Raw genomic sequence first — 23501 nt, forward strand, 5'->3', positions numbered from 1 at the left:
ATATAGGTTACTCGTCATATTTATATCAGAGTTCATGACAAGCTGTGTTTTTCGGTTAAATGACAGAGAGAAAATTCACCATATTGCTTCAATTAAAAAATAACACCCGAATCTATCTCAAATTTTCGGCGCGTGACTCGCGGTTAAACGCGATTTTCAGACAGCCTTATATGTAAGGACAGTGTAGGTGATGACAATGAAGGATGATCGGTATGCAGGAATTTTCGGAGGGCTGTTCGGTTGTGCGGTCGGCGATGCTCTCGGATCATCATTTGAAGGGGCATACAGGGATGAGAATAGAGACGTCGAGATGACAGGAGGCGGGCAGTTCGATCTCAAAAAAGGCGAGGTCACCGACGACACGCTGATGATGCTCGCACTTGCAGAAACATTCTGTGAAACTGGAGAGTTCACCCGGGATCTTTTTCTCCAGAAGGTCATCCTCACCCTTCGTGAAGATGACACCACGTTTGGCAGAACAACAAAGACCATTACCTCACTTCTGGAACAGGGATGCACGCCCGAAGAGGCAGTATACTCCATCCATATCACGTGCGGGAGCAGAACGAACGGCAGTGTTATGCGGACCATACCTGTCGGTCTCGTGATGCAGGATGATGTTGAAACGACCGCCCGCAGAGCCTCGGCGTTCACGCATTATGACAGGGATGCGGGAGACTGTTGTGCAGTAATTTCCAAAGCAGCTGCCAGTTTGGCTGCGGGAAAATCAAAAGCCGAGGTTCTGGCAGATATCCCGGCGAAGTATCTCTCTGGAGAGCTTATACCCTCCATTGACCCAGTCGAGACAACCAGATGCGCCCTCGCCTGTTTTCGGGATGGGGACGGATATACTGATGTGATCCGCCGTGCCTGCGTTTTAGGCGGAGACACGGATACGATTGCCTGTATAGCAGGTGGACTCGCCGGGATTTTGTGGGGTGTACCGCAAAAATGGATAGACACGTTACTCCTGAAGGACAGGATCACGCAGGTCGTCGAACAGCTCAGCAATAAAGCTGCAGAAAGTAGCTCCACTGAGAAAAAATGAGGGATCAGGTAGGAACGGAACGCATCTCAACAAGCTTCAGGTTCTTCGTACCCTTCGGACATTCAGTGTAGGAACCGAGGACCTCCAAAACCACATATCTGCCATTATCCGCGAGACCGTCCGGATGACAGAAGGCATACCCTTTACAGAAAACATCGTCGCAGACAGGAGTATAGGTTATTCGTGTCCTGCGTGTTGCCTGACTTGTTGGAATCACCGCCGTGATAATCGTTTCGGCAACTTCCACGGCCTTTGCCCCGCCTTCATGAACGGCGCAGTCATGTTTCGTTTTCCTGACCGAGACAACACGGTACCGTTTTCCCTCATGGAGTTTGGCATTGTGGCAGACCTTTGCTACCTTACATGTTTCGCATTCGGCTGCTTTACCTGCATACACGAACTCGGCATCCTCATGGGCAAAGACCGAGCCGACAATGGTCACGATTGTTTCTTCCTTTTCCATAATTTACTCCTTATACAGCTGGGCAACGAGGCATGCCGCCCTATCCTGCGTGATCTCTTCATCAAAAATCGTGTAGCGTTCGGGCCGGATCTCTTTTGCCCGAATGATCGCCTCGATAACGATCTCATCAGAAACACCCAGCTCTTTTGGTGTAGTCGGGGCGCCGATCGTCCGAAGGGAGTTTCGGATCTTCTGCCAGTCACCCCCATGCATGATCATACTGATGATCGTCCCGACCCCGCAGGCTTCCCCGTGAAGGACTTTGCCTGGAACGAGCCGTTCGATCATATGGGCAAACTTATGTTCCCCGCCGGACGCCGGTCTGGAGCTTCCGGCAATGCTCATCGCCACCCCGGAGGCAAACAGCGCCTTCACGACGATCCAGGCGGCATTCTCGTCGAAAGCTTTGATCTTATCAGCGTTTTCCACCATCAGCTCCGCCGTTATCATCGAAAGCGTCATCGCATACTCGCTGACCTGTTCACCGGTTTTTGTTTTGGAAAGATCCCAGTCAAGAACCGCGGTGTAGTTCGCAACCATATCTGCGTAACCGGCTGCCATCAGCCTATGAGGAGCCCCCGCGATTATTCCCGTGTCGGCAACGATGGCGAGTGGAGGGTGGGCCGCCACACTGACATTGCCGCCATCGGTCATCACCGAAGCACGCGATGAGGCGATACCGTCGTGGGAAGCGGCTGTTGGAACACTGATAAACTGGATGTCGAGATTGTAGGAGACGACCTTTGCCGTATCGATGACCCGACCCCCTCCTACCGCGATGATCAGCACGATCCCGGCGTCCCGGGCAAGATCCTCGATCCGTCCGATCTCCTCATAGTTGATCTCCCCTACGATGGCTGAGATCACCTGACGGCCTTCCAGAAGGCTGAGGACCTTGCAGCCCACGTTCTGCATGGTAGTATTTCCTGAAAGAAGAAGAAGCGGACCGGTGATACCCAGATCGGTGATGACGTTGGGCAGCTGAAGAAGGGCATCATGCCCCGCGATTACATCCCTCGGCATCTGTATCCACCGGGATTTGTCAAAGGTTTTATCCTTGAGTATCCTATTATTCTTAGCTTTCATAGTCGTGATCCAATATGTTTAATGAATTATATGAATGGATAGTCGAACTGGAAGGATCAACATATACGGTCATCCAGACGATATTGTATGCATTATTAGTGCTCGTGGGACTGTATATACTTTACCGCTGTCTGAAAAAGGCAAATATTGCGATCGATACACCCCTAATTCTCACCGGTCTTACTTATATTATTCTTGGCGGGCTTCTCCGCGTTGTGGAGGATACCGGGATGGTCCCCGAACCCTGGTGGATCCTGTTTGTGACCCCGCAGGTCTATTTCCTTACCATGTTCTTTGCAATGGCGATGTTGTTTATCTCCTACCAACTGCAGAAGAACAAGGTCGTTGTGTCATATACGACACCATTCATGCTCGGCGGAGTAATTTCATCTCTTATCACAGCCGGATTTTTGGTATGGTTCGGTTTTACCCAGGCGACCGACGTGGATGTGGGTGCGGGAATACTGGTCGTCCTGATAGCGGCGGCGGCGGCCATAGCTCTCTGGGCGGTCCTTAGGTATATTTTACGCTGGGAATATATCAATCAGCCATTGTATCTGGTTTTGATTGCCGGTCATATGCTGGATGCCTCGGCGACAAGTTATGCCCTTGCGTTCAAGGGATACATCGAACAGCATGTTCTTGGTAGCACGCTGATCGATCTTACGGGAACACCGTATGTGATGTTCGCGCTGAAGATCGTGGTCCTGATCCCCGCCATCTGGGTCCTGGAAAAATTCCGAAAAGAGCCGGGAATGGACAGTATCTGGCATTTGGTGCTGCTCGCGATGATCGTGGTCGGTCTTGCCCCGGGTCTCCGGGACGTGCTGCGCATGGTCCTCGGTATCTAAGATCCCGACATCTCACCCCGCCTCCTTTTTTTAACATTTTTTCCTGATCGTCATCCGTTTTCCTTCATCACATCACCCCACAATACTCATATCCCCTTACAGCAAATATACAGAGAATGAAAGCCTGCATTATGTGCGGCGGAGAAGGGACCCGCCTTCGTCCGTTAACATTTGAGCGTCCAAAACCCTGTATTCCGATAGCAAATAAACCATCGATCGTACACCTGGTGACGCACCTTGCAAACCTCGGATTTACCGACATCGTTCTGACCATAGGATATTTAGGTGACGATATCCAGAATGCACTCGGCGACGGATCGCTTTACGGAGCAAATATCACTTACGTCTCCGAAGAGGTAAAACTCGGTACGGCCGGCAGTGTCAAAAACGCTCAGAAGTATCTTGAAGATGCCCCGTTCCTTGTGGTCGGGGGCGACCACATGACCGATCTCAACCTTCTGGAATTTTACCGGGACCATATGAATTCCCCGGCGATCACCTCGATCGGTCTGATCAGTATCGAGGACCCGCGTGAATTCGGTATCGCCGAGATCGACGCTTCCCTTCGGATCCAGAGATTCAGGGAAAAGCCTGCACCGGGAGAAATCTTCTCCAACCTTGCAAGTACCGGCATCTACGTCTGCGACCCGAAGATCTTCGAATTCATCCCGGAAAACACCAAGTTCGACTTCGCCAAAGATCTGTTCCCGCTCCTTATGGGGAAAGGATATCAGCTCAACGGCTGGCTTGCACGCGGCAACTGGACGGATGTCGGGAACCCGGAGATGCTGCGTGCCGCAGAGAAGTGGATCCTGCAGGAAAAAACCGTGACCAGCGTTTCAGGCACGCTGAATGTCAAGGACGCACACATCACCGGACCGGTCACCTTCGGCGACGGGATCACGCTCGGCGCAGGTTCACGGGTCGTCGGCCCGGTCCTGGTCGGCAATGGTGTGATGATCGGAGAAAACGTCATCATCGGCCCGTACACAAGCATCGGAGACAACTGTGTGATCAAAGCCAACGCGAAAATCTTCTCCTCCTCAATTTATAACGGTGTCATCGTCGGATCCAACACCACGATCTCAGGAAGCATCGTCGATGTCAATACGAATATAGGGGACAACTGTTCGATAGAACACAACACCGTGATCGGTCCGCGGTCCATCCTGCAGAATGATGTCACCATCCACTCGGGAACAAGGCTCTGGCCCGAGGTCATCGTTCCGGAAGGTTCCGTGATAAAGGTACACCTGCTCAACAGCAAATTCGACTCGCGATTCGAAGGCTCGTAAAAAAGAGATATTATTTTTTTATGACCGGGCAGCCTTTTCTTTGGCTTCCCGGCATTTATTGATCAGTTCACGATCATTTCCGTTCGCAAACGAGAGAGCTTTGTCAAAGGACACGATCGAATCCGCATATTTCCCAAGAAGCATCTGTTCATACCCTTTGTTATACCAGGTATTCGCGTCATTTGGAAGAGCGAGAAGAACACGCCGGAAACAGTCATACGCCTCCTCATGTTTTCCAAGGCAGCTGAGCGCCATCCCTTTATTGTTCATCGCGCCCGTCATTGAACGTTCATACTTCAGAGCTTTATCATAATAGAAGAGCGATTCCTCATATTTTCCCTGGGATGAAAGAGCATTCGCACAGTTGAAGTAACTTACCGCATGACCCGGAGCGATAGTGACGGCAGCTTTGTAACAGGAGATCGCGTCATCGACCTTGCCGCAGTCAAAGAGCATCGTGGCACGATTGAACCAGTGTTCCGGACCGCGGGGTTCAAGATCGCAGACCCTCGCCATGATATCGTCGGCCTCCTTATACTTTTTTGCGAGGGAAAGCATCCGTGCATGACTCGTGAGAAAGACCACATCGTCAGGAGCAAGAGATAGAGCCTTTTTGAAACATTCATCCGCCTCGCCGTACCGATGAAACGTTGCGAGAGTATCCCCTTTATTGTGATAATAGACCGCTGAATCCGGACGGAGTTCGATCGCCCGATCATAACAAGGGATCGATGCTTTCTCTTCATTGACCATCGCAAGGATACGTCCCTTTTCATGCCAGGCAAGCGGATTTTCCTTATCGCAGGAGATCGCTTTGTCAAGACAGTGAAGAGCGTCGGTATACCGTTTCAGCCGAATATACGACTCAGCCTGTGCAAGCCACATTGCAGAATCAGCTTCGTTTGGAGCGGCATTCTCCTGTTTTTTGAACTTATCGAACAATCCCATGTAGTAATAAATCAGTTTGCGTTGAAAGATGATGAACGATTCGGAAACAGAGAGGAAATAATCCCGAGTTACCGTAAAATGCTTATAACAACCCCTCTAAATTGTTAGTCAATGATACCCTCCTCGTCCCTCTCAGAATTTTTCGCAGGTCTACGCAGCATAGGACTCTTCAAACGGCTGTTTTCCTGGAAACAGGTGATACGCCGCGCCGACGACGCATATGTGCAGTATCAGGCCGAAGCAAATGAAACGGGGAGAAGATACCGGGAGATCGAAATCCAGCTCGACCAGCTTTCGGGCGAACTGCAGAGGGAAAGGGGTAAATACGCATCACTTGATGCCTTACGGGAAGCAGAGAGAAAATCCTCTCAGGATACGAGGGACAGGTTTGAAGTGACGGCACGGGAACTTGAAGTCGCCAGAGGGAAGCTGTTCGGCCTTGAGAGGATACGCGAGGAGCAGAGCCTTGCCGAAGCCGAGCGCAGACGGGAGGAGAGGGAGAGATACCAGAGCCTTGAGAGTGAATACGGCCAGCTCTTTGAACAGATCACCGCAGCCAAAGGAAAAATTGCCGCAATGGAGGGGGCACGCGAAGAGCTGGACCTCGCTGAAGCCGAGCGAAGACAGGAAGAGCGGGAAAGATACCAGAGACTTGAGGCAGCATCCACCGAGCTCTCCGAGCAGCTGAGCCAGGCAAAAGGCAGGGTCGCAGGCCTCGAAAGCCTGCGGGATGAGTTAGTATCGGCAGAGACCTCACGAAGAAAAGAGGAAGCTCAGAAGTATCTGGAACTTAAGGAAAATCTGGACGCAGTAACACGTGATCTGATCGCCGCAAAAGAGCTTATCTCCGCATATGACAGTGTCAGAGAGGAACAGACGGCAGAATACAACCGGAAGATCGAACGGATCAACACCCTTTATGATCAGCTGAAATGCGACCGGGAAACACTTGCAAATGAACAGATGAACCTCCTGGTGAGAAAACAGGAGGAACTTGCCGTCTCATGGCAGAAACATGAGAACGAGGTCGCGGAAAGTATCAGAACGATCTGCAGAAAGCATGATTTCGTATGGTGTGAAAAGTGCGAGTACCCCCACCCGGGCACGCCCGACAACGTTGTGCTGATCGGGAAGATGTACACCATCTTCGATGCAAAGAGTCCGAAAAATCCCGAAGAGCTTGAAAACTTCCCGGTCTATCTGAAAAATCAGGCTGAGGCAATGAAAAAATACTGTAAACACGATGACGTCAGAAAAGAGGTGTTCCTCGTGGTCCCTTCAAGCACGCTTGATGTTCTGACGACCTATCAGTATGATCTGGCTGAGTATGTTGTCTACATCATCACACCAGAATCACTGATCCCAATCCTCCAGACCCTCAGACAGATCGAGAACTATGAGTTCACTGAAACAATGAGCCCGGAGGATCAGGACAAACTCTGCAGGTTTATCGGAAAACTCTCCCATGCAACCAAAAGAAAGATCCAGATAGATACCTACTTTTCCCGGGAACTCATCGATGCTCTGAGAGGGATCGATATGATTCCTGAAGATTTCGCCGCCGAGATCGGAAAATATGAACAAAAAGCAAAACTCAATCCGCCGATGGAAAAACGAGTCAAGATGATCGAGATCGACGATGTCGAGAATGAAGTCAGAAGAATGGAAACAGAGATCGCGGTGAGGACCGCGGTCGGTGAGTGATCACTTTTTTCCTTCCGCAGTCATCAAAGCATTTTTAATGATCCCGGCGAGGATCGGATTTTCTGTATTTGCCGCTTCCTTAAGCGCCAGTATCACCGGCTGACCGCCGATACTTCCAAGAGAAGCCGCGGCCGCAGCACGGATACCGGGTTTTGGATCGCCAAGACAGGCAATCAGGGCGGGGACCACATCCGACCTCTCCGAGTTGCCAAGAGCCGAAGCGGCCGCACGGCGGACTCCCGGGACCGGATCAGATAGAAGCGGGAGAAGCGTGTCTTCCAGATGGAGTTTTTGTTTTCGAACCGACTCGGCCGCCGCTGATCTCACCGACGGATCAGCATCCCCGCACAAGGTGATGAGAACCGGGATCTCAGCCGTCACCGAAGCAAGGGCCCGGCGAACATACGGTGACGAGTCAGCCGTGAGGCTGCCCGGAGTCAGGCCGTCCAGAACATATACGGCGGCGGCCCGGATATCCTCGCGTTCATCAGTAAGTGAGAGGGAGACTGCCGAAAGTTCCTCTGCGGAGAGCTGCCTGCCCCGGAGACCTGAGAGTGCCGCAAGCCGGACCGTGGGGATATCCTGTAATGCGGAGACAAGGGTTGGAACAACGGCCTGATCATGATAGATCCCAAGCGACATAACGGCGATCTCGCGGATATCCTGCTCAGATGAAGAAGAAGCAGATATCAGCGCAGGGATCGCGCCTGGAACTCTGAACTGTCCTAGAGCCTGAACGGAAGCATACTGCGTCGGCATATCCGCAGAGGATATCCCCGCGACCAGAGTGTCTACCGCAGGCTGCCCGCCATCCATAAACAACATAAGGGCAGCTTCCCGGACACCGAGATCCTCTGAAGAAAGATAATGGAGATACTGCGCATAATCCAGCTCAGAAGAATAATTCCGCAAGGCCCAGAGCATAACGCGCTGAGTGAGAGGGTCTTCCTCTTTCAGAACGCACAAAATATGGGAGAGGGAAACCGGATCTTTCAAGGCACAGACCTTGTTCGCCGCATCCTCCTGCCTTGCGATATCATCACTCCTGATCGCGGCGATAAAATCATCAAAGGCAGATTTTTTCATAGAGAATCAGTTCTTAACGTCGGTCACTTTGATGATATGCCAGCCGAACTGGGTTTTGACCGGACCCACAACATCGCCTGCGTTTGCCTTGAGACATGCATCCTCGAAGGGTTTGACCATCTGCCCTTTGCCAAAGTAGCCAAGGTCCCCGCCGGCATTTCCGGAAGGACACTGCGAATAGAGCTTGGCGAGTTTCGCGAAATCATCGCCCGCAGCGATCTTCTGCATGATCTGTTTTGCTTCAGACTCGGTCTTTACTAAAATGTGGGATGCTTTTACCCGTACCATATTTCTATCATATCGTTTTCACTGCCAATAAGCTCTATGGTTTCTCCGGCGTCCAGAGGTGATCGAGGATGGCCGCAGAAGCCTCCACGCCGCCGTCCAGATACGCGGCCCCCATCAACGCTTCGAAGCATTCTGCAGATACCCGGCCGCTCGTCCATATCTGCATGCGGAGCTCGCCTTTTCCCCATCGCATATACTCCGGAAGACCGATATCCTCGGCGAGCCGGCGGACAACGGTCATGTTCACGAGATCGATTTTCTTCCGGGTGATCTCGCCTTTGTCGAACTCACCGTCCTCGATGAGCTTACGGATCACGATCAGATCAAGAACCGCGTCGCCGAGTACGGCCAGCGAATCCATCGTCTCGCTCATGGAAAGTTCATTTTCCCGGGCATAGGCCGTGCGAGTCAGGGCATGGAGGAGGAGATCCTCATTCGTAAACGTGTAGCCGATCTTTGCATACAGGTCTGCGTACTTCATGCGGCCCTCCCGTACTGATTGATGAGCTGGATCAGATGAGTGAACCCTTCCATTTCCATCGTCAGGACGCCGGTAAGGTCCATACCCATACTGGTTTCGCCGTCTGCAGAAAGGGTCTCAGGACCCCGTATGACCCTCCGGTCGAGAACCGATTCGGCCTCCGGATCATGAACAAATGCACGCCCCGGAATGATAACAGTCTCTTCGAGCAGAGACGGATCAAGTTTTTTCAGATCATCGATCGTGATGAGGCAGGAGATCTCTTTGTCAACCGGAACGACCATGCCTTCCGGCGCCCCGCATGCACCAAGGATCTCCGCGATATAGGGAGCTGCAATACTCCCGGTGATGACCGACACCCGACCGGTGATCCGGGGCAGATGAGCAAGGAGCTCAGGCTCGTTCCGGATCGCAAACGGCGAGTCGAACGCAGGATCATACAGTGGAGTCGCCGAGAGACGAAGGTTCGGGAAACGGGCCGCAGCTTCGCGGACCAGATCCCGGAACTCCGCAACGGTATGAACACGCTGGTTTTCGATGACAGGAGCATTATCCAGAATAAGCCCCTGGTTTTCCCGGTTGGCAAATCTCATCATAATGACGCCTTTGACGCCGATCTTTTCGAGCCATGCAAGAGTGTTCCAGAGGACCTCTCCATCGTTGACATCGGGGAGAATCACGAGAGCGGCGTACACATCGATCTTTGCCGCAAGCCGTTCGATCACGTCGAGCGAAGCCTGCGGGGTCGGATCATGCATGTATTTTTCCCGAAGAACAGGGTCACTCGCAAAAATCGTGAAGGAGATCTCCTTCAGGTTGTTATCGATCAGGAAATCGGCGATACCGGCGTCATCGAATCCTTTTCCGCTGGTATATCCGATATGAAGAGGGACGTTGAGGGATCCGAGGATCTCTATTAAGGGAGTAAACTCCGGATAGCAACTCGGGTCACCTCCGCCCGATATCGTGATCTTCGTGATGTCACCCGCGACCATCTGCAGATCGGCAAGGAAATGATCGGCAACGTCCTGAAGCGAGTAGAAGCCGGCATACTCTTCTTTGACGCCTTTGGCACAATACTCGCATCCTTTTTTGAACGGCATACAGTATCTGCAGCCGAACGGCGGTACATCTTTTGCATGCTTGAAATAGCAGTAAGAGCAAAAACCCCGGCAGTCTTTACCGGGTTTTCCTCCGATATCAAGTGTGAGATGTACCATGTTCTCTATCTATATTGGCGTCACTGAATATGAAACCAATCAGTTGCAGGCTCTTTCTCTTTACTTTCTTCGAAGAATTATCGCGATGAAGTTCATGTACTTCCCGCCGCCGGCTTCCATGGTCTTCCGGTCGCCGACTGCATACGGGTTGTCGCTGGCGAGCCAGTCGTTCCAGACGTCTTCATTACTTTCCATCTCATGGATCGAAAGGATCTCGATGCCTTCCGTGGCACGGATGATGTCTTCCCAGTATACGGCGTCGTGAATATAGTCGAGCAGTTCAGGGGTCCATGAGAGCAGGAGTTCGGGGGACAGATTGTCGTGACAGTCTTTTTTCATTCCCGGAATGACGAAGTAGAGGTATCCACCGTGTTTGACGAACGGGAGGAGGTGCTCTCCGAGATACGCTTTGTCCCTGCCAAAGAAGTTGTATGCATCTATGCAGACAACTGCATCGAAGAACTCTTCTGCGAAGGGAAGGTCGGTCGCGTCAGCATGGAGAGGGATGATCTGCTCGCTTGTTAAGCCCATCTGTTCGAAGAACCGCATGTTCTCCGATGGATTGCTCCAGAGGTCGGCGGCGAACACGCGAAATCCGTACTCTTTTGCAAGGAAGACGGAAGTGAGCCCCTGGCCGCTGCCAAGATCCATGACAGTGGATCCGGGCCGAATCTTGTGGCCCTGCAGAATTTCTTCGGTTAATTTGATGGGGTTTGGCCCCATGATCTTTTCATTCACGATCTTTGGATCGTAATTTTTGCTTTTGATATATTCCATTTTTTTGTACCTGTCGTATGCGTAAAACTATGCATGTATAGAGCTCGCGCTCGTTAAAAACCACCAATGGATACTGAAGATGTATGCGAGGTTCAGATCGTCAGAACCGATTCTGCATTCATCTTCGTCGACACGGTCTCCAAGTCACCACAGTATGTTATTGTCATCTTATTCACCTATGGGAAATATATTCGTCATACTATTATTTGAGAATTTGGTGAAATCTTAGATCGACGGATCCGTTTTTGGGGATCAGCTTTGCGAGCGGGCGACCCGCGGGGGGAATCCTCTGATTTAGGATGCTGTGAAAGTTATGCTCTTTTTTGCGGGATTTTTAGCTGATTTCCTGTAGGGAATATGTGTGGAAAAATAGAAGAAATTCGCCGGCAGAGGTGTGTTCACCTCTGCCCAGCGAGAAAGTTCGCAAACCTTCGGTTTGCTTTGCTGAGGCCGTCCGCTTTCAGCGTCCAACCCAACCATCTACAAGCTTCCCAAAGAGTATGATGAGAAACCCGAGGAACACAAGGATCAGCTTCCTAAGGCGGCGGGAGATCTGCATCTCCGGTCTCCCTCAGTTCAGGGCCGGCTTGGTGTCTGCCCAGGCGTCGACTGCTGCAAGGGTGGCGTCGTCGGCATAGCCGGAGACGGTCATCGAATCGCGGTTGAGACTGATCTGGAAGGTATCGGTCCCAAGCTTCGCGGAAATGCGGACGTTCCACGTTGCTTCGATACCGATCTCGGTCGTCTCCGCGGTCCCGCCGTTCCCGAATGCGGCCTTGAGATCCGCACTGCCGGTAAGGGCGGTGATCGCTGCGGCGTATTCGGCCCGCGTGTAGGCGGTGACCTGGACCTTGCCGTTCATTTCGGAGGTGTTCGGGTCGAAGTAGCCGACATAGGTCTTGTAGGTCTGCTTCCCGAGTTCGACTTCGGCGAGACCGAGGGGGTTTTCCACGCCGGTAATTTCTGCGATGATCGCATCATACGCGGCGGCGTTCGTAAACTCTGCGGTGAAGATCCGCTTTGCGGACTTCGAGATTGCTGTCTGAATGAAATCTGCTGTCATATTGTATCGTATTTTATCGAAGCCGACCCACTGCTCGAAGGCGTCCGCTCTGTTATATAGTATCGTTATCGTATTGTATTTCGATATTTGGCGGGAGTTCTTCGGCGGTGTGCCGACCTCTACTACCATATTGGATGGGAACCGGGATATAACGAGGGGGAAATGTCTTGAATTCTCTGTATTTTTGATGAGATCTATCTAAAATTCATCGTGCAATATTTCAGAAAGTGCCCGATTTATCATATTTATAAAAATAATAATAATACTCAGGAGTTATATTTTTGTTTAAAATCAAATCATTTTCCCAATATCAGCTATAAATTATATTTTTTGATAGAAAGAGTCAAATAGTATCTATGATGATTTAATTTTATGGATGAGCAGCGATACATATACAATCTTGCAAAAATTTTGGATATCCCTATAAAGGAACAACCATATAATCCATCTGAATCTCCAACAGCATGGCTTCAAGCGCTTCCAACCACTATTAACACACTAGGATTTAACAAACTAGGATATGAGGAGCGTGCGGATTTTTCAGAATACTCAACGGGATGTATCATATTTTCTATAAGAAATGAATATATCAGATGTTTAGCCATTTATCTTCCTACAGAAAAACATTACAATAATTTTAAAAATGTGATATTTCCTGAAATTAATAAAATATCTGAGTTAACATATCTCGAAATATTATATTTTCACAGCAAAGCTTTCAATCTTCCAAGATCAATTGAAAATCTTTCAAAACTCAAATGTCTTGATTTATGGGGGCGAGTCCAGAAAACACTAGAATATGGATATTTCAAAAATCTTTCTGAAGTTCAATATTTGTATTTATATGGGAATAATTTGCAAACATTCCAAAGAACGCTTGAAAATATTGTTAATAACTTCCCAAATATTACAGATTTGGATTTACGTAACAATCACCTGAGTTCAATCCCCGAAAGTATAGGTAAACTTACTAAATTAAGGAAGTTAGATTTACGTGAGAATACTCTGACATGTATTCCTGATAGTATAGGTACTCTTACCCAACTCAAAGAAATATATTTAAGTAAAAATCAAATTAGCAGAATTTCACCTGCTCTTGGAAAGCTCAGTGAACTTGAACGGTTGGATTTAGGGGGAAACAACCTCTCTTCACAGGAAATTCAGGGATGGATTGAGCAACTAGTAAAACTAAAAAATCTCGATTTGAGGGATAACGCACTTGACTCTATCCCAGAATCTTTTGGAACTTTGTCACAATTAAAAATATTGAATCTAAGTAATAATTATGGTATAAAGACGATTGATGATTTAAAACCTATTGGAGAAATCCAGCAATTATCTCAGTTGTTTTTAAATTATACAAATATACGAAAAATTCCTCATTCATTTATTGAGTTGAATAAGTTATTTACATTTCAAATATATGAAACACCATTACTAAAACTGTTACCTCCAGAAATTCTTTGCCAGTCTCCAAAAGAACTCATTCGATATATTTTAGATATACAACAGGATTCCAAGAAGCTAAACGAATCGAAATTATTGATTGTTGGAGAGGGAGGGGTGGGAAAAACTTGTACTTTAAAAATGCTTACAGATGATGATTATGTTTTTAACCCTCACGAAGTATCAACAGAAGGTATTGATATAGATAAGTGGGTATTTACTGAAGACGGAAATGAGTATAAATTGAATATTTGGGATTTTGGAGGTCAGGAAATCTACCATGCAACCCATCAATTTTTCTTATCACGTCGATCCTTGTATTTGCTCATGTGGAGTGCGAGAAGTGATGCTACTGCTGGAAGGGTTGATTATTGGCTTAAAACCATTACTACTCTTGCAGGCAATAGTCCAATTATTTTAGTTATTAATCAATGTGATGAAGGGCAACGCATTACTCCATTCAATATTGCAGAATATCAAGCGAAGTATTCGCAAATTAAAGATTATATTAAAATTAGTTGTAAAGATAATATTTCTGAGAATAGAATGGCCCTTCGAGAATGCATACGAAAAGAGGTGAAAAAATTACCATTAATGGAAGAAAAGTGGAGTTTAAAAAGATATGGTGTTAGAGAGGAGCTAGAAAAATGTGTCTCCTCGAATTATATCCCATATGAAAAATATAAAGAGATATGTCAGGAGAAATTGTTATCCGACAATATTGATATTGAAAGTCTAATTAAGCAATTAAATGATTTAGGCATAGTTACGTATCATAGTAATGACAGTGAGCTACAAGGATATGTTATATTAGCTCCAGAATGGATTACAAATGCAGTATATAGTATCATTGATGAACAACAAAAAACCCTCAAAGACAGAAATGGCATTCTGAAGATATCTGATCTACCTAAAATATGGACAGATGAAAATCAGTACCCAAAATATATGTACACTTTTCTTTTAAAGATGATGGAAAGTTTTGATTTAGTCTTTCATATTGTTGATAACCAATATCTAATCGCAGAATTGTTAGAGGCGGAGCCACTTCCATCACCATGGGAATTTAATTCAAAGTCAACACGTAGATTTAATTATTATTATAAAGACTATCTGCCCGCCGGGATTATGACACGTTTTATCGTGAGAATAAATGAATTTCTGTATACAGATAGACATAATAAAAAAAGTTGCTGGCGTTATGGTGCGTATTTGGAGCACAATGATGTGCAAGCATCTGTTAAATTAAGAGAAACAGATAAAACCCTCAGTATTGAAGTATGTGGGGAAAATGGAATAAGTCGAAAAGATTTTTTGACAATTATTAGAAGTCACATTGATACAATAAATAATGATTATTCTAATCTTAATGTTACGAGAAATGTACCTTGTTGTTGTAATTCGGAATGTAAATATGAATTTGATTATGATCAACTTCTTGAAAGAAAACAAAAAGGAAAACCCACTGCAGAATGTGGATTCTCCTTTGATGATGTAAGTATTAATAAGTTGATAGATGATATTAAAGACATTAATGATTACTACTTAAATCTATTTGATATCCTTGTTAGGGATGTAAAAGCTGATAATGATTGGAGTCGTTCTGTCAGAGATCTTCTGTATATCGAATTCTCAGGAGTGAAAAAAGACGATGCATGGCATTTTTATGTAAAGCGAATTATAGATACACTCGTTGATCAGAGTCTATCAAATGAAGATAAATATGCCAATATAACATCAATAACATCACATATAACTAGTCGTGAGACAAGACCTTTTGATGATCCAAATAATTATTTCCGGTGGGTACATCTTTCTGACATCCATATAGGATATAATGAAGGGGGAATTAGTTGCCTCGATTTCAGGAAAGCTCTTCCAAACTATCTAAAAGACAAATTAAAAGATAAACAGCTTGATGGTTTGTTTATTACAGGTGATTTGCGTTATGCAAAAACTGAGGACAGTCCGTTAGAATATACAAAAGAAATGGTAGATTTTGTAAAAAAACTGAAGGAAGAACTGAACATTGCTGACGATTGTCTATTTATAGTTCCTGGAAATCATGATCTTCAAAGACGGGATAAAGATGGATCAGATAAGATATTGAAAGATCGGAATAAAATAATAAAAAAACTGAAAACGACATATTGGCCTAGTTCAGGAAAAATAAATAAGGAAATTTTGGAAAAATTAGCCTCTAATCTTAATGAATATGAGCAAATATATAAAGATTTAACTAGTAGAGAATGGGAGGGTGCACCTAAAATGGGTGAGATAATAAAGCCACATTTTGTAATTCCAACACCAAAAACAAACATACTGCACTTAAATACAGTTTTAACCATTTCTAATATATATGAGACGGATTTGATTGTCGGTAGAGAACGTCTAGAGAGGGCATGTGAAAATATAGATACGAATAAACCTACAATCGTATTAGCACATTACCCTTTTGAAGATATTTTAGAAAGTGAACGAAGGGTGATTGAAACTGACCTGAGAGATAAAGCAAATACCATACTTTATCTTTGTGGTCACAGCCATACAACTGCGCATATATTAATTGCTGCTACGAATGAGTCTCGCCCAATTCATGAATTCCGTTGTGGAACAAATATGGTTTCGGAGGGTACACCCAACTGGCAACCAGAATTAGTTGTTTATAGTGGTTGTATGGAACTATCATCTAAAAGTGGTTATGTAGAGGCATATAAATGGGTTAAGAATTCAAACTGGGTATTGGATACCACATTTTCTTTACCACAAAAATGTGCAGAAGATGGAAGAATATATTTTCCAGAGAGTGCAAGAGACGAGAAAGAGAAGTTCCCATAATGCAAGCAAATATATCTGGGTGTAAATATTACTGCATAGTTAATAGAACATAATAAGAGAAAAAATAGGGATTCTACTCCCTCTTCCGCTCGCAAACCTTCGGTTTGCTCGGCTAAGGCCGCCCCTTCGGGGCAGCCCGCCGGATAAACCGCGGCATCACCCCCCGCTGCCCCTTTGCCGTAAGCCCGTGCCGCTTCAAAGCCGTCTCCACACACTGCCGCGAACACCCCGCCCGAAGCGACAGCTCCCGGACACTCAGCCCCGCATCCACCAGCTCTTTTAACTTCGTTCTATCAAGTAATTCAGCAAAATCATACCAGTGTTTCATCAGGGGTAACCCCCTTCTTCGCCACTGGTCTTCAGCCGCAAGGAAAAACCTTGCTCCACTAAGGGCGAACCTGTCGGTTCACCCCGTTCGTACCAGTGCTTCACGACTTCACCTCAATCACATACCCCTTCGGGACCACCCGCTCCGACACATACCGGGAAAACTCCGGTGCCGGAAGCCGCGTCTCCAGATCCTTCAGATTCACCTGCTCATAATTCACGATCCGGTCCTTGATCAGCTTCTTCGTCGCATCATACAGGAACTTCTTCGACAGAAGCTTCCCCGCATCCGCCGGCGAAACAAACACCACCTCCGCAAACAGATCCGGCATCTCCTCGCGAAGCAGAGGAACATTCACGGTCTTGTTCTTCTTCTCCTCCCGCCGGAGAACAAACTCCGCAGACTCAAGACCGCCGGCTCTGATCTCATCGACCGTCTCCAGAAACCGGGTCTTATACTCCTTCGCCGCCGCTTCCAGCGCCGCCGTCATCTCCTGACAGAAAAACGCATCCGCATACTCCTCGGCAGGGTGAGGAAACGCCGTCTCCAGAATGGAGAGGACACATCCCGACTCCATCTTACCTGTGGGCATAGTGATCTTCCTCCTGCCGGGCGATGGCATCATGCATCTTCCGCAGCGCTATCTTTGACAGCGAGACAAGGTACTCCTCCTTCTCCGAATCGACCCGGAGCATCACCGATCCGCAGACTGGGCACCGGATCCTCTTCCGCCGCAGTTCGTCAAGGTCCCGGACCCAGAACTCCTTCGCCTCCACCGCAAAACAGTGCGGACAGGCAAACTTCACCGTGCGCCGATACTCGGATCCGTTCACAGGCCCACCTCCGCATAGGTCCGCCGGGAAACGATTCGGTGTATCGTGGACTTGTTCACGCCAAACTCCGCGGCGAGAAAACGCGGAGGTTCGCCGTCCGCATACCGTCGTCGGATCTCCCCCGTCTGCTCATCCGTAAAGATCCGCTTTTTTCGCCCGGATAGCGGGTGGTTATTGTCCCAGAACGGGATCAGCCGAAGGTTTGCGAGCCGGCAGTCCTCGATATTCCCGTTGATGTGGTCGATATGCAGATTCAGATCCACCGGCAGATCGTCCATCGTTCTGCAGGTCCCGCCGATGTAAACGGCCCGGTGCTTGGTGATGTTCACCCGGAATCCCTTATATCGGCACGGAGTGGAGAGATACCCGTTGTTTTGATAGGAAAATTTCAGAGGCTTTCCGGTGTTCCGCGAGATGATCTCGCCATTTTCCGCATCGACTCTCCAGGTCCCGGCAAGGATCCGCGAGAGGATCACCCGGTCCGCGATCCGGAGACCGAGGCAGGGGTTATGCTCCTGCGTCATTCTTCCTCCGGCCGTTCATTCGAGAACGTGATCTTGATGGTAAAGGTTTGACCGTCGAGGACCCGGTAGGGGAGGGCCTTCTCTTTAAGCTCTTCGAGGATGAGGTGGGCAAAGCGTTCGTGCATCGTGTTGACGATCGCCGCACATTGAATTGTCTTGGGGATTTCAAGGGAGTTGATGATCAGATCGATAACAGGAGATGCTTCGTAGTCGGTCTGGCTCCATATCCGGTTTTTGGTGTTTCGGTTTTGGGGATCGCTGGTGCCTGCGGGTCCGAAGGGGCGGACGGTGGGTTTTTCTGGTCTCGGGTCGAATCTGTTTTTGCCTGTTCCCTGAAACTGTTTAGACGCTGGTTTAGGGCAGGCATGTTTTTCGCGAATGGTTTCGCTGCTTGTGGTTTGTTTCTTTCTGTTCTGTCTCATTGTGTGATTCCTGTGATTTTTGCTAAGCGGGGATAGTTTTCTTTGAACTGTGCAATAACATCGAGGTAGATATCGGGATGTTTTTTCGCGAGGATGTCTGTCCTGTTTTTGAGGGCGAGTCTCGCACTTTCTCTGGTCTCAAAGAGGTAGAGGAAGGTGTTTTCGCTTTCGATGTCGCCGAAATAGATCTGATAGATGTCCTGGTCTGATGTTGCCGCCGGGTTTTGCTGCCCTATGCTCGCGATGTTTTCGAGGGCTTTTTCCATGAATCCAACGATCATGCCGGAAGCGTCTTTGCCGAACTGTTCTTTATATTGGTAAAGAAGAGGGGCTTTTGCTTCGGGGATGTAGACTTTGTAGTCAGGCATCGGTTTCTCCGTGGTCGTTTAGGTGTTTTCTCATGAGACCGAGGATCATTTTGGATGTGTGCGGTCTTTGGTACTTTCTGGAGAAGGCTTCGAAGGTTTTTCGATCCGGTTCTCCGATGTACATGGTGAATGTCAGTCCTATGTTTTTCACTTCCTTGTTTGTTCGGTTTTTGGCAAGTCGTATGACTTACAAGGATAGATGGGTTTTGCAGATATTTAATATTAATTATTTGCATCAAATAGTATGTAAATTTGCATATTTTGTGTTTGAACAGGTATGTGGAAAGGTATGTGTGTATGTAGATATATGTGGTGAAAAAAAAGGATAGGGGGGTAAGGACTACGTCCGTAAGTAAGTAAATACGGGAAGAAAATTGCTCATCAATCACTTTTTTTTTATAAGTATAGTATGTACTTTGTTTTGTACAGAAGAGAGAGAGAGAGAGAGAGAGAGAAAGCAAAAACACATTTGTCTATGTGTGTATGTAAGTACGTCTTTCCTTCCGTCCGGACGTAGTCGGGAGGGAGGTATCGTTTTTTTTTATTTTGTGTATGTAGGTACATGTGTAGATACATGCATAGTATTTCGCGGTGTTGTGATCCAGAGCGGGAAAAACTGGGGTCTTTATGAGATGTACTTCGATTTCGTGTATGGGAAGGTGCACAAGCATGAGAAAAAAAACCAACCGCGAATCGGCGCGAATCCGCCCTTCGGGCGAGGCGAATCGGATTTGCTTATCCTCACTTTCGCAACCCAGCTTCGCTGTCTTGCTCATCCCTTCATCGGGACCGTTCGGGCAAATCCTGTCGGCACCCCAGCGCCTCCCGGGGATTATTTCCTCCCCGTTTCATTTTGAGATTGTCAGAAAAGAACAATTACCTCATTTAGTAATGCTGAATGAACATCTCACTCAAAGGAGCCGCTGGGGCGGCGACAGGATTTGCCCGAACGGTCCCGATGAAGGGACGAGCAAGTCGAGGGCGGGGTGAGCCGATAGGCTCGCCCTTAGCTGAGCAAACCGAAGGTTTGCGAGAGACTTGCGAGAGTGAGGATCAGCAAATCCGATTTTTCTCGCCCGTAGGGCGGATTCGCGCCGATTCGCGGTTGGTTTTTCTCAGGTTTCTACAATCCAACAAACTCCTTTCCGAATTGGATCCCCACCAACACCGTGTACCTCCTGCTTAACAAAAGATGGGGTCGCAGATATTCGCAAAGCTCCCAATGAAAAAAAACGCTGCGGGTTCGCTGCGAGGGGTCAAAGACCCGAATAAAAGAGGTTGAATACGGATCAGGTTTTCCCCTGTCCTTTTTCCAGGATCTCTTTGATGCATCCAAGAATTAATGGTGAAAACAGGGTCCGGATGCATGGATCTCTGTAGTCTATCTGGGCCAAAATGCCTCGCTGTGCGTCGGGGTACTGCCATTGGTGGCTCCCCTTCGTCAGATACTGCGGTGTAATTGTTTGGTTCTTCTGATTCAGATAGGATTCTGCCCCGCTGAGTTTGTGGTCCATTGGGGTCTAATGAATACATAGGTTTTTTTGATATTTAATTGCTGTTGTTTTGTATTGGTATTATATACTCTGGCGTATATAAGTTTACATACAGACATGGTTGCAGTGAAAAGTAAGAAGCCTTTGCTGAGCACACGGGTGAGCTGGGAGGTTTATGATCGTGTGATCGCTTTGACGAAGGGGGAGAAGCCGCAGTTTGAGTCGATCAGTGATTATCTGACGGCGACGATTTTGACGGATCTTGCACGGAGAGATATGGGGATCGATGCGGAGAAGGCGAAGATGCTTTTGATGCTGCAGGATCCGGAGATCCAGAAGGAGCTGTGCAGAAGGCTGCTGTGAGCGGGCCATCCCTTTAGGGGCGGTCTCAGCCAAGCAAGTCATCAGACTTGCGACCAAATCTTTGATTTGCGACTGCGGATCGGCGGCGCAGCCGGCGATCTTAGCCGAGCAAGTTTTCGAAGGAAACTTGCGACTGGATGGGTCGAAGGATTTTGGGATCGGGCCTTAGCCCGGGCAGACTCACGTTCGATCAGCGTAAAAAAAGAACGTGGAGACCTGATCCGTTTTCTGTCCAGCGTTACAGGCTTTGCCCATCAGCAGCTGCCGCAGCAAATCCAAGGGCAAAAATACGGGCGAGGCAGGCATCCCACTCTATATTGAGCTTTTTTCGCTGCTCTTCGATGCTGTCCATATGTTTTTGCGTGATACAGATCTGCATTGCCGGTATCTCGTCCTGTGGTCGATCGGGATAGAGCTCAGAATCCCCATAACCTTTTGGAAAAGCCTCTTCTGCTCCCTCGATATGGGATACTTGTTTTTCGTTAAAAACGTAGGTCATTCCTGAAAAATACAGAACATCTTTCTCGAGAATGGTGAAATCCACTTCTACTTCATTGTCTTTTTCTGACATATATACAACATCTGCATAGATCAATATAAATCCCTAACCGCGCGGTGCGATAATGCCTCCGCTTTTGGCGGAAACACGGTGCTCAGTGAGAGAGATGGGTTACAAAAATTGAGGAAAAAGTGGAGAGGATACCATTTTGGAGAGGATGGCCGGATTTTTGGTTGTGCCGGTATTTTCTCCACCTCGTGCTGAAATTTTCGATTGATTTATTAGAATTGGCATGCAATTTACTGTCATTGTACTTCTTTCCAAGAGTATGTAATTTCTTTTTGGAGTAAATCTATGAGTTTAGGGTCAAATATATCTGAGAAAGCAAATCTTATCTGGGCAATTGCTGATAAATTGACCGGGACATACAAGCCGCATGAATACGGGGAAGTCGTCCTTCCCCTGACGGTTATCCGGCGGTTTGACTGTATTCTCGTGGATAAAAAGGCCGCGGTGCTTGCCGAGTACGAGAAGCAGAAGTCTCTTCCAAATCCGGATCCGATCCTTCGCATAGTTGCCGGGTATGATTTTTACAATACCAGTAAATTTACGATGAAAACCCTGCTGGATGATCCGGACAATATCGAGGCAAACTTCCGGAATTATCTGAATGGTTTTTCGAAGAATGTGCAGGAGATCATTGAGAAGTTCCGGTTCGACGCCCATATCACGATGATGGCGACGAAGGGGATTCTGTATAATGTGCTGAAGGAGTTTACGACGGAGAAGGCGAATCTTCATCCAGATCATATCTCGAATCTTGAGATGGGATATATTTTCGAGGAGCTTGTACGGAAGTTTTCAGAGGCGCACAATGAGGATGCGGGTCAGCACTATACGCCGCGTGAAGTGATCGAACTGATGGTGAATATTCTGTTCGAGGATGACGGCGAGGCTTTGACAGGTTCGAAGGTGATGAAGACGTTGTATGATCCGGCGTGCGGGACGGGTGGTATGCTTTCGGTGGCGTCGGAGCATTTGCAGGAGATGAATGCCGATCTGCAGCTTTTGTGTTTTGGTCAGGAGCTGAATGATCAGACGTTTGCGATCTGTAAGGCGGATCTTTTGATCAAGGGCGGGGATGCGGATCAGATCAAGTGCGGGAATACGCTTTCGGGCGATGCATTTACAGGGATGCATTTCGATTATATTTTGTCGAATCCGCCGTTTGGGCGTGAGTGGAAGAATGAGAAGACGGCGGTTGATCGTGAGGCGAAGCTTGGGTTTGCGGGCCGGTTTGGTCCGGGTCTTCCGGCGATCGGTGATTCGCAGCTGTTGTTTTTGCTGACGGCTCTTTCGAAGATGAAGGCTGAGGGGTCGCGTGCGGCGATCATTCATAACGGGTCTCCGCTGTTTACGGGGGATGCGGGAAGCGGTCCGTCGGAGATCCGCCGCTATATTCTGGAGCATGATCTTTTGGATGCGATCATTGCTATGCCAAATGATATTTTCTATAATACGGGCATTGCGACCTACATCTGGGTTTTGTCGAATAAGAAGGCTGAGCATCGGATAGGTAAGGTCCAGCTGATCAATGGGAATCAGATGTTTGAGAAGAGGCGGAAGTCGCTTGGGAGTAAGAGGAATGATATCCCGAGGAGTGCGATCGATGAGATCACGCGTCTGTATGGGGATTTCCGCGAGTCTGAGGTTTCGAAGATTTTCAGGAATGAGGAGTTTGGGTACCGGAAGATCACGGTGGAGCGGCCGCTTCTGGACGCGTCAGGGAAGCCGGTTTTGAAGAAGGGGAAGGTGCAGGCTGATGCTTCGCTGCGGGATACGGAGAGCGTGCCTCTTGGAGAGGATGTGGATGCGTATCTGACGCGGGAGGTTTTGCCGTTTGCGCCGGGTGCCTGGGTGGATGAGTCGAAGACGAAGATCGGGTATGAGATCCCGTTCACGCGGTATTTCTATACGTATGAGGCTCCAAGACGGAGTGAGGAGATAAGAGCGGAGATCTTAGCTTTGGAGAAGGAGCTTGACGGGAGCCTGGCGGAGATCTTTCGATGAGGGGGGA

26 protein-coding genes are annotated in these 23501 nt (G+C 48.0%); 8 read left to right on the top strand and 18 right to left on the bottom strand.

The genetic code is table 11. The annotated features are described in order from the left end of the window. Positions 1-196: 196 nt before the first annotated feature. On the top strand, positions 197-1048 hold the full coding sequence (locus Q7J08_RS00085) for an ADP-ribosylglycohydrolase family protein (RefSeq protein WP_304909661.1): 852 nt from the start codon (positions 197-199) through the stop codon (positions 1046-1048). 4 nt (positions 1049-1052) lie between these two features. Here Q7J08_RS00085 and Q7J08_RS00090 read toward each other — a convergent pair whose 3' ends face one another. Together Q7J08_RS00090 and Q7J08_RS00095 are read right to left on the bottom strand one after the other, a co-directional pair. Beyond that, positions 1053-1511 (bottom strand): UPF0179 family protein, encoded by a 459-nt coding sequence (locus tag Q7J08_RS00090; protein ID WP_304909662.1) that lies wholly within the window; start codon positions 1509-1511, stop codon positions 1053-1055. Between the two features lie 3 nt (positions 1512-1514). Then, positions 1515-2597, bottom strand: coding sequence for an NAD(P)-dependent glycerol-1-phosphate dehydrogenase (locus Q7J08_RS00095; RefSeq protein ID WP_304909663.1), 1083 nt, complete (start codon positions 2595-2597; stop codon positions 1515-1517). Between the two features lie 14 nt (positions 2598-2611). On the opposite strand from Q7J08_RS00095, the gene Q7J08_RS00100 reads away from it, so the two are divergent. Together Q7J08_RS00100 and Q7J08_RS00105 are read left to right on the top strand one after the other, a co-directional pair. Next, on the top strand, positions 2612-3448 hold the full coding sequence (locus Q7J08_RS00100; RefSeq protein ID WP_304909664.1) for a DUF63 family protein: 837 nt from the start codon (positions 2612-2614) through the stop codon (positions 3446-3448). Between the two features lie 116 nt (positions 3449-3564). After that, a complete protein-coding gene (locus tag Q7J08_RS00105; protein ID WP_304909665.1) occupies positions 3565-4743 on the top strand; it encodes an NDP-sugar synthase in 1179 nt (392 codons plus the stop codon). 18 nt (positions 4744-4761) lie between these two features. On the opposite strand, the gene Q7J08_RS00110 is transcribed toward Q7J08_RS00105, so the two are convergent. Then, positions 4762-5691 (bottom strand): tetratricopeptide repeat protein, encoded by a 930-nt coding sequence (locus Q7J08_RS00110; RefSeq protein ID WP_304909666.1) that lies wholly within the window; start codon positions 5689-5691, stop codon positions 4762-4764. A 111-nt stretch (positions 5692-5802) separates the two neighbouring features. Here Q7J08_RS00110 and Q7J08_RS00115 point away from each other — a divergent pair, with 111 nt between their 5' ends. Further along, positions 5803-7395, top strand: a complete 1593-nt coding sequence (locus tag Q7J08_RS00115) for a hypothetical protein (protein WP_304909667.1) — start codon at positions 5803-5805, stop codon at positions 7393-7395. Here Q7J08_RS00115 and Q7J08_RS00120 read toward each other — a convergent pair whose 3' ends face one another. From Q7J08_RS00120 to Q7J08_RS00140, 5 genes are read right to left on the bottom strand one after another with little or no spacing between them, the layout of a single operon-like run. Next, positions 7396-8481, bottom strand: coding sequence for a HEAT repeat domain-containing protein (locus Q7J08_RS00120; RefSeq protein ID WP_304909668.1), 1086 nt, complete (start codon positions 8479-8481; stop codon positions 7396-7398). Positions 8482-8487: 6 nt separating this feature from the next. Continuing rightward, on the bottom strand, positions 8488-8769 hold the full coding sequence (locus tag Q7J08_RS00125) for a peptidylprolyl isomerase (RefSeq protein ID WP_304909669.1): 282 nt from the start codon (positions 8767-8769) through the stop codon (positions 8488-8490). Between the two features lie 34 nt (positions 8770-8803). Beyond that, positions 8804-9250: a ribonuclease III domain-containing protein gene (locus Q7J08_RS00130; protein ID WP_304909670.1), complete on the bottom strand. Its 447-nt coding sequence runs from the start codon at positions 9248-9250 to the stop codon at positions 8804-8806. Beyond that, on the bottom strand, positions 9247-10470 hold the full coding sequence (mmp10, locus tag Q7J08_RS00135; RefSeq protein WP_304909671.1) for a methyl coenzyme M reductase-arginine methyltransferase Mmp10: 1224 nt from the start codon (positions 10468-10470) through the stop codon (positions 9247-9249). Before mmp10 ends, Q7J08_RS00130 begins: the two co-directional genes overlap by 4 nt. A gap of 60 nt (positions 10471-10530) precedes the next feature. Next, on the bottom strand, positions 10531-11247 hold the full coding sequence (locus Q7J08_RS00140; protein WP_304909672.1) for a cyclopropane-fatty-acyl-phospholipid synthase family protein: 717 nt from the start codon (positions 11245-11247) through the stop codon (positions 10531-10533). 66 nt (positions 11248-11313) lie between these two features. Here Q7J08_RS00140 and Q7J08_RS00145 point away from each other — a divergent pair, with 66 nt between their 5' ends. Further along, positions 11314-11457 carry a hypothetical protein gene (locus Q7J08_RS00145; RefSeq protein ID WP_304909673.1) on the top strand — a complete coding sequence of 48 codons (144 nt, stop codon included), beginning with the start codon at positions 11314-11316 and terminating at the stop codon, positions 11455-11457. A gap of 361 nt (positions 11458-11818) precedes the next feature. Here the strand turns inward: Q7J08_RS00145 and Q7J08_RS00150 are convergent, their stop codons facing one another. Then, positions 11819-12310, bottom strand: coding sequence for a glycerol permease (locus tag Q7J08_RS00150; RefSeq protein WP_304909674.1), 492 nt, complete (start codon positions 12308-12310; stop codon positions 11819-11821). A gap of 372 nt (positions 12311-12682) precedes the next feature. Here Q7J08_RS00150 and Q7J08_RS00155 point away from each other — a divergent pair, with 372 nt between their 5' ends. Further along, entirely contained in the window at positions 12683-16594 is a 3912-nt protein-coding gene (locus tag Q7J08_RS00155; RefSeq protein WP_304909675.1) for a COR domain-containing protein, read from the top strand. Positions 16595-16706: 112 nt separating this feature from the next. Here the strand turns inward: Q7J08_RS00155 and Q7J08_RS00160 are convergent, their stop codons facing one another. From Q7J08_RS00160 to Q7J08_RS00195, 8 genes are all read right to left on the bottom strand, one after another. Beyond that, a complete protein-coding gene (locus Q7J08_RS00160) occupies positions 16707-16922 on the bottom strand; it encodes a hypothetical protein (RefSeq protein WP_304909676.1) in 216 nt (71 codons plus the stop codon). A gap of 100 nt (positions 16923-17022) precedes the next feature. After that, complete coding sequence (locus tag Q7J08_RS00165; RefSeq protein WP_304909677.1) at positions 17023-17514, bottom strand: hypothetical protein; 492 nt, start codon at positions 17512-17514, stop codon at positions 17023-17025. Further along, complete coding sequence (locus tag Q7J08_RS00170; protein ID WP_304909678.1) at positions 17501-17728, bottom strand: hypothetical protein; 228 nt, start codon at positions 17726-17728, stop codon at positions 17501-17503. The genes Q7J08_RS00165 and Q7J08_RS00170 overlap by 14 nt, the downstream gene beginning before the upstream one ends. Positions 17729-17751: 23 nt before the next feature. Continuing rightward, complete coding sequence (locus tag Q7J08_RS00175) at positions 17752-18279, bottom strand: hypothetical protein (protein WP_304909679.1); 528 nt, start codon at positions 18277-18279, stop codon at positions 17752-17754. Next, positions 18276-18701 carry a hypothetical protein gene (locus Q7J08_RS00180; protein WP_304909680.1) on the bottom strand — a complete coding sequence of 142 codons (426 nt, stop codon included), beginning with the start codon at positions 18699-18701 and terminating at the stop codon, positions 18276-18278. Before Q7J08_RS00180 ends, Q7J08_RS00175 begins: the two co-directional genes overlap by 4 nt. After that, on the bottom strand, positions 18698-19069 hold the full coding sequence (locus Q7J08_RS00185) for a hypothetical protein (protein WP_304909681.1): 372 nt from the start codon (positions 19067-19069) through the stop codon (positions 18698-18700). Before Q7J08_RS00185 ends, Q7J08_RS00180 begins: the two co-directional genes overlap by 4 nt. After that, the gene (locus Q7J08_RS00190; RefSeq protein ID WP_304909682.1) at positions 19062-19220 is read right to left on the bottom strand and encodes a hypothetical protein; all 159 of its coding nucleotides are present in this window, start codon (positions 19218-19220) and stop codon (positions 19062-19064) included. Before Q7J08_RS00190 ends, Q7J08_RS00185 begins: the two co-directional genes overlap by 8 nt. Before the next feature lie 1138 nt (positions 19221-20358). Then, complete coding sequence (locus Q7J08_RS00195; protein ID WP_304909683.1) at positions 20359-20583, bottom strand: hypothetical protein; 225 nt, start codon at positions 20581-20583, stop codon at positions 20359-20361. Between the two features lie 96 nt (positions 20584-20679). On the opposite strand from Q7J08_RS00195, the gene Q7J08_RS00200 reads away from it, so the two are divergent. Continuing rightward, positions 20680-20925, top strand: coding sequence for a hypothetical protein (locus Q7J08_RS00200; RefSeq protein ID WP_304909684.1), 246 nt, complete (start codon positions 20680-20682; stop codon positions 20923-20925). A 238-nt stretch (positions 20926-21163) separates the two neighbouring features. Here the strand turns inward: Q7J08_RS00200 and Q7J08_RS00205 are convergent, their stop codons facing one another. Then, on the bottom strand, positions 21164-21496 hold the full coding sequence (locus Q7J08_RS00205) for a hypothetical protein (protein WP_304909685.1): 333 nt from the start codon (positions 21494-21496) through the stop codon (positions 21164-21166). Between the two features lie 282 nt (positions 21497-21778). Between Q7J08_RS00205 and Q7J08_RS00210 the strand changes: the two genes are divergently transcribed. Next, a complete protein-coding gene (locus Q7J08_RS00210) occupies positions 21779-23494 on the top strand; it encodes a class I SAM-dependent DNA methyltransferase (RefSeq protein WP_304909686.1) in 1716 nt (571 codons plus the stop codon). Positions 23495-23501 lie beyond the last annotated feature (7 nt).

Source organism: Methanocorpusculum sp. (genome assembly GCF_030655665.1).
In the GTDB taxonomy this organism is placed as follows: Archaea; Halobacteriota; Methanomicrobia; order Methanomicrobiales; family Methanocorpusculaceae; genus Methanocorpusculum.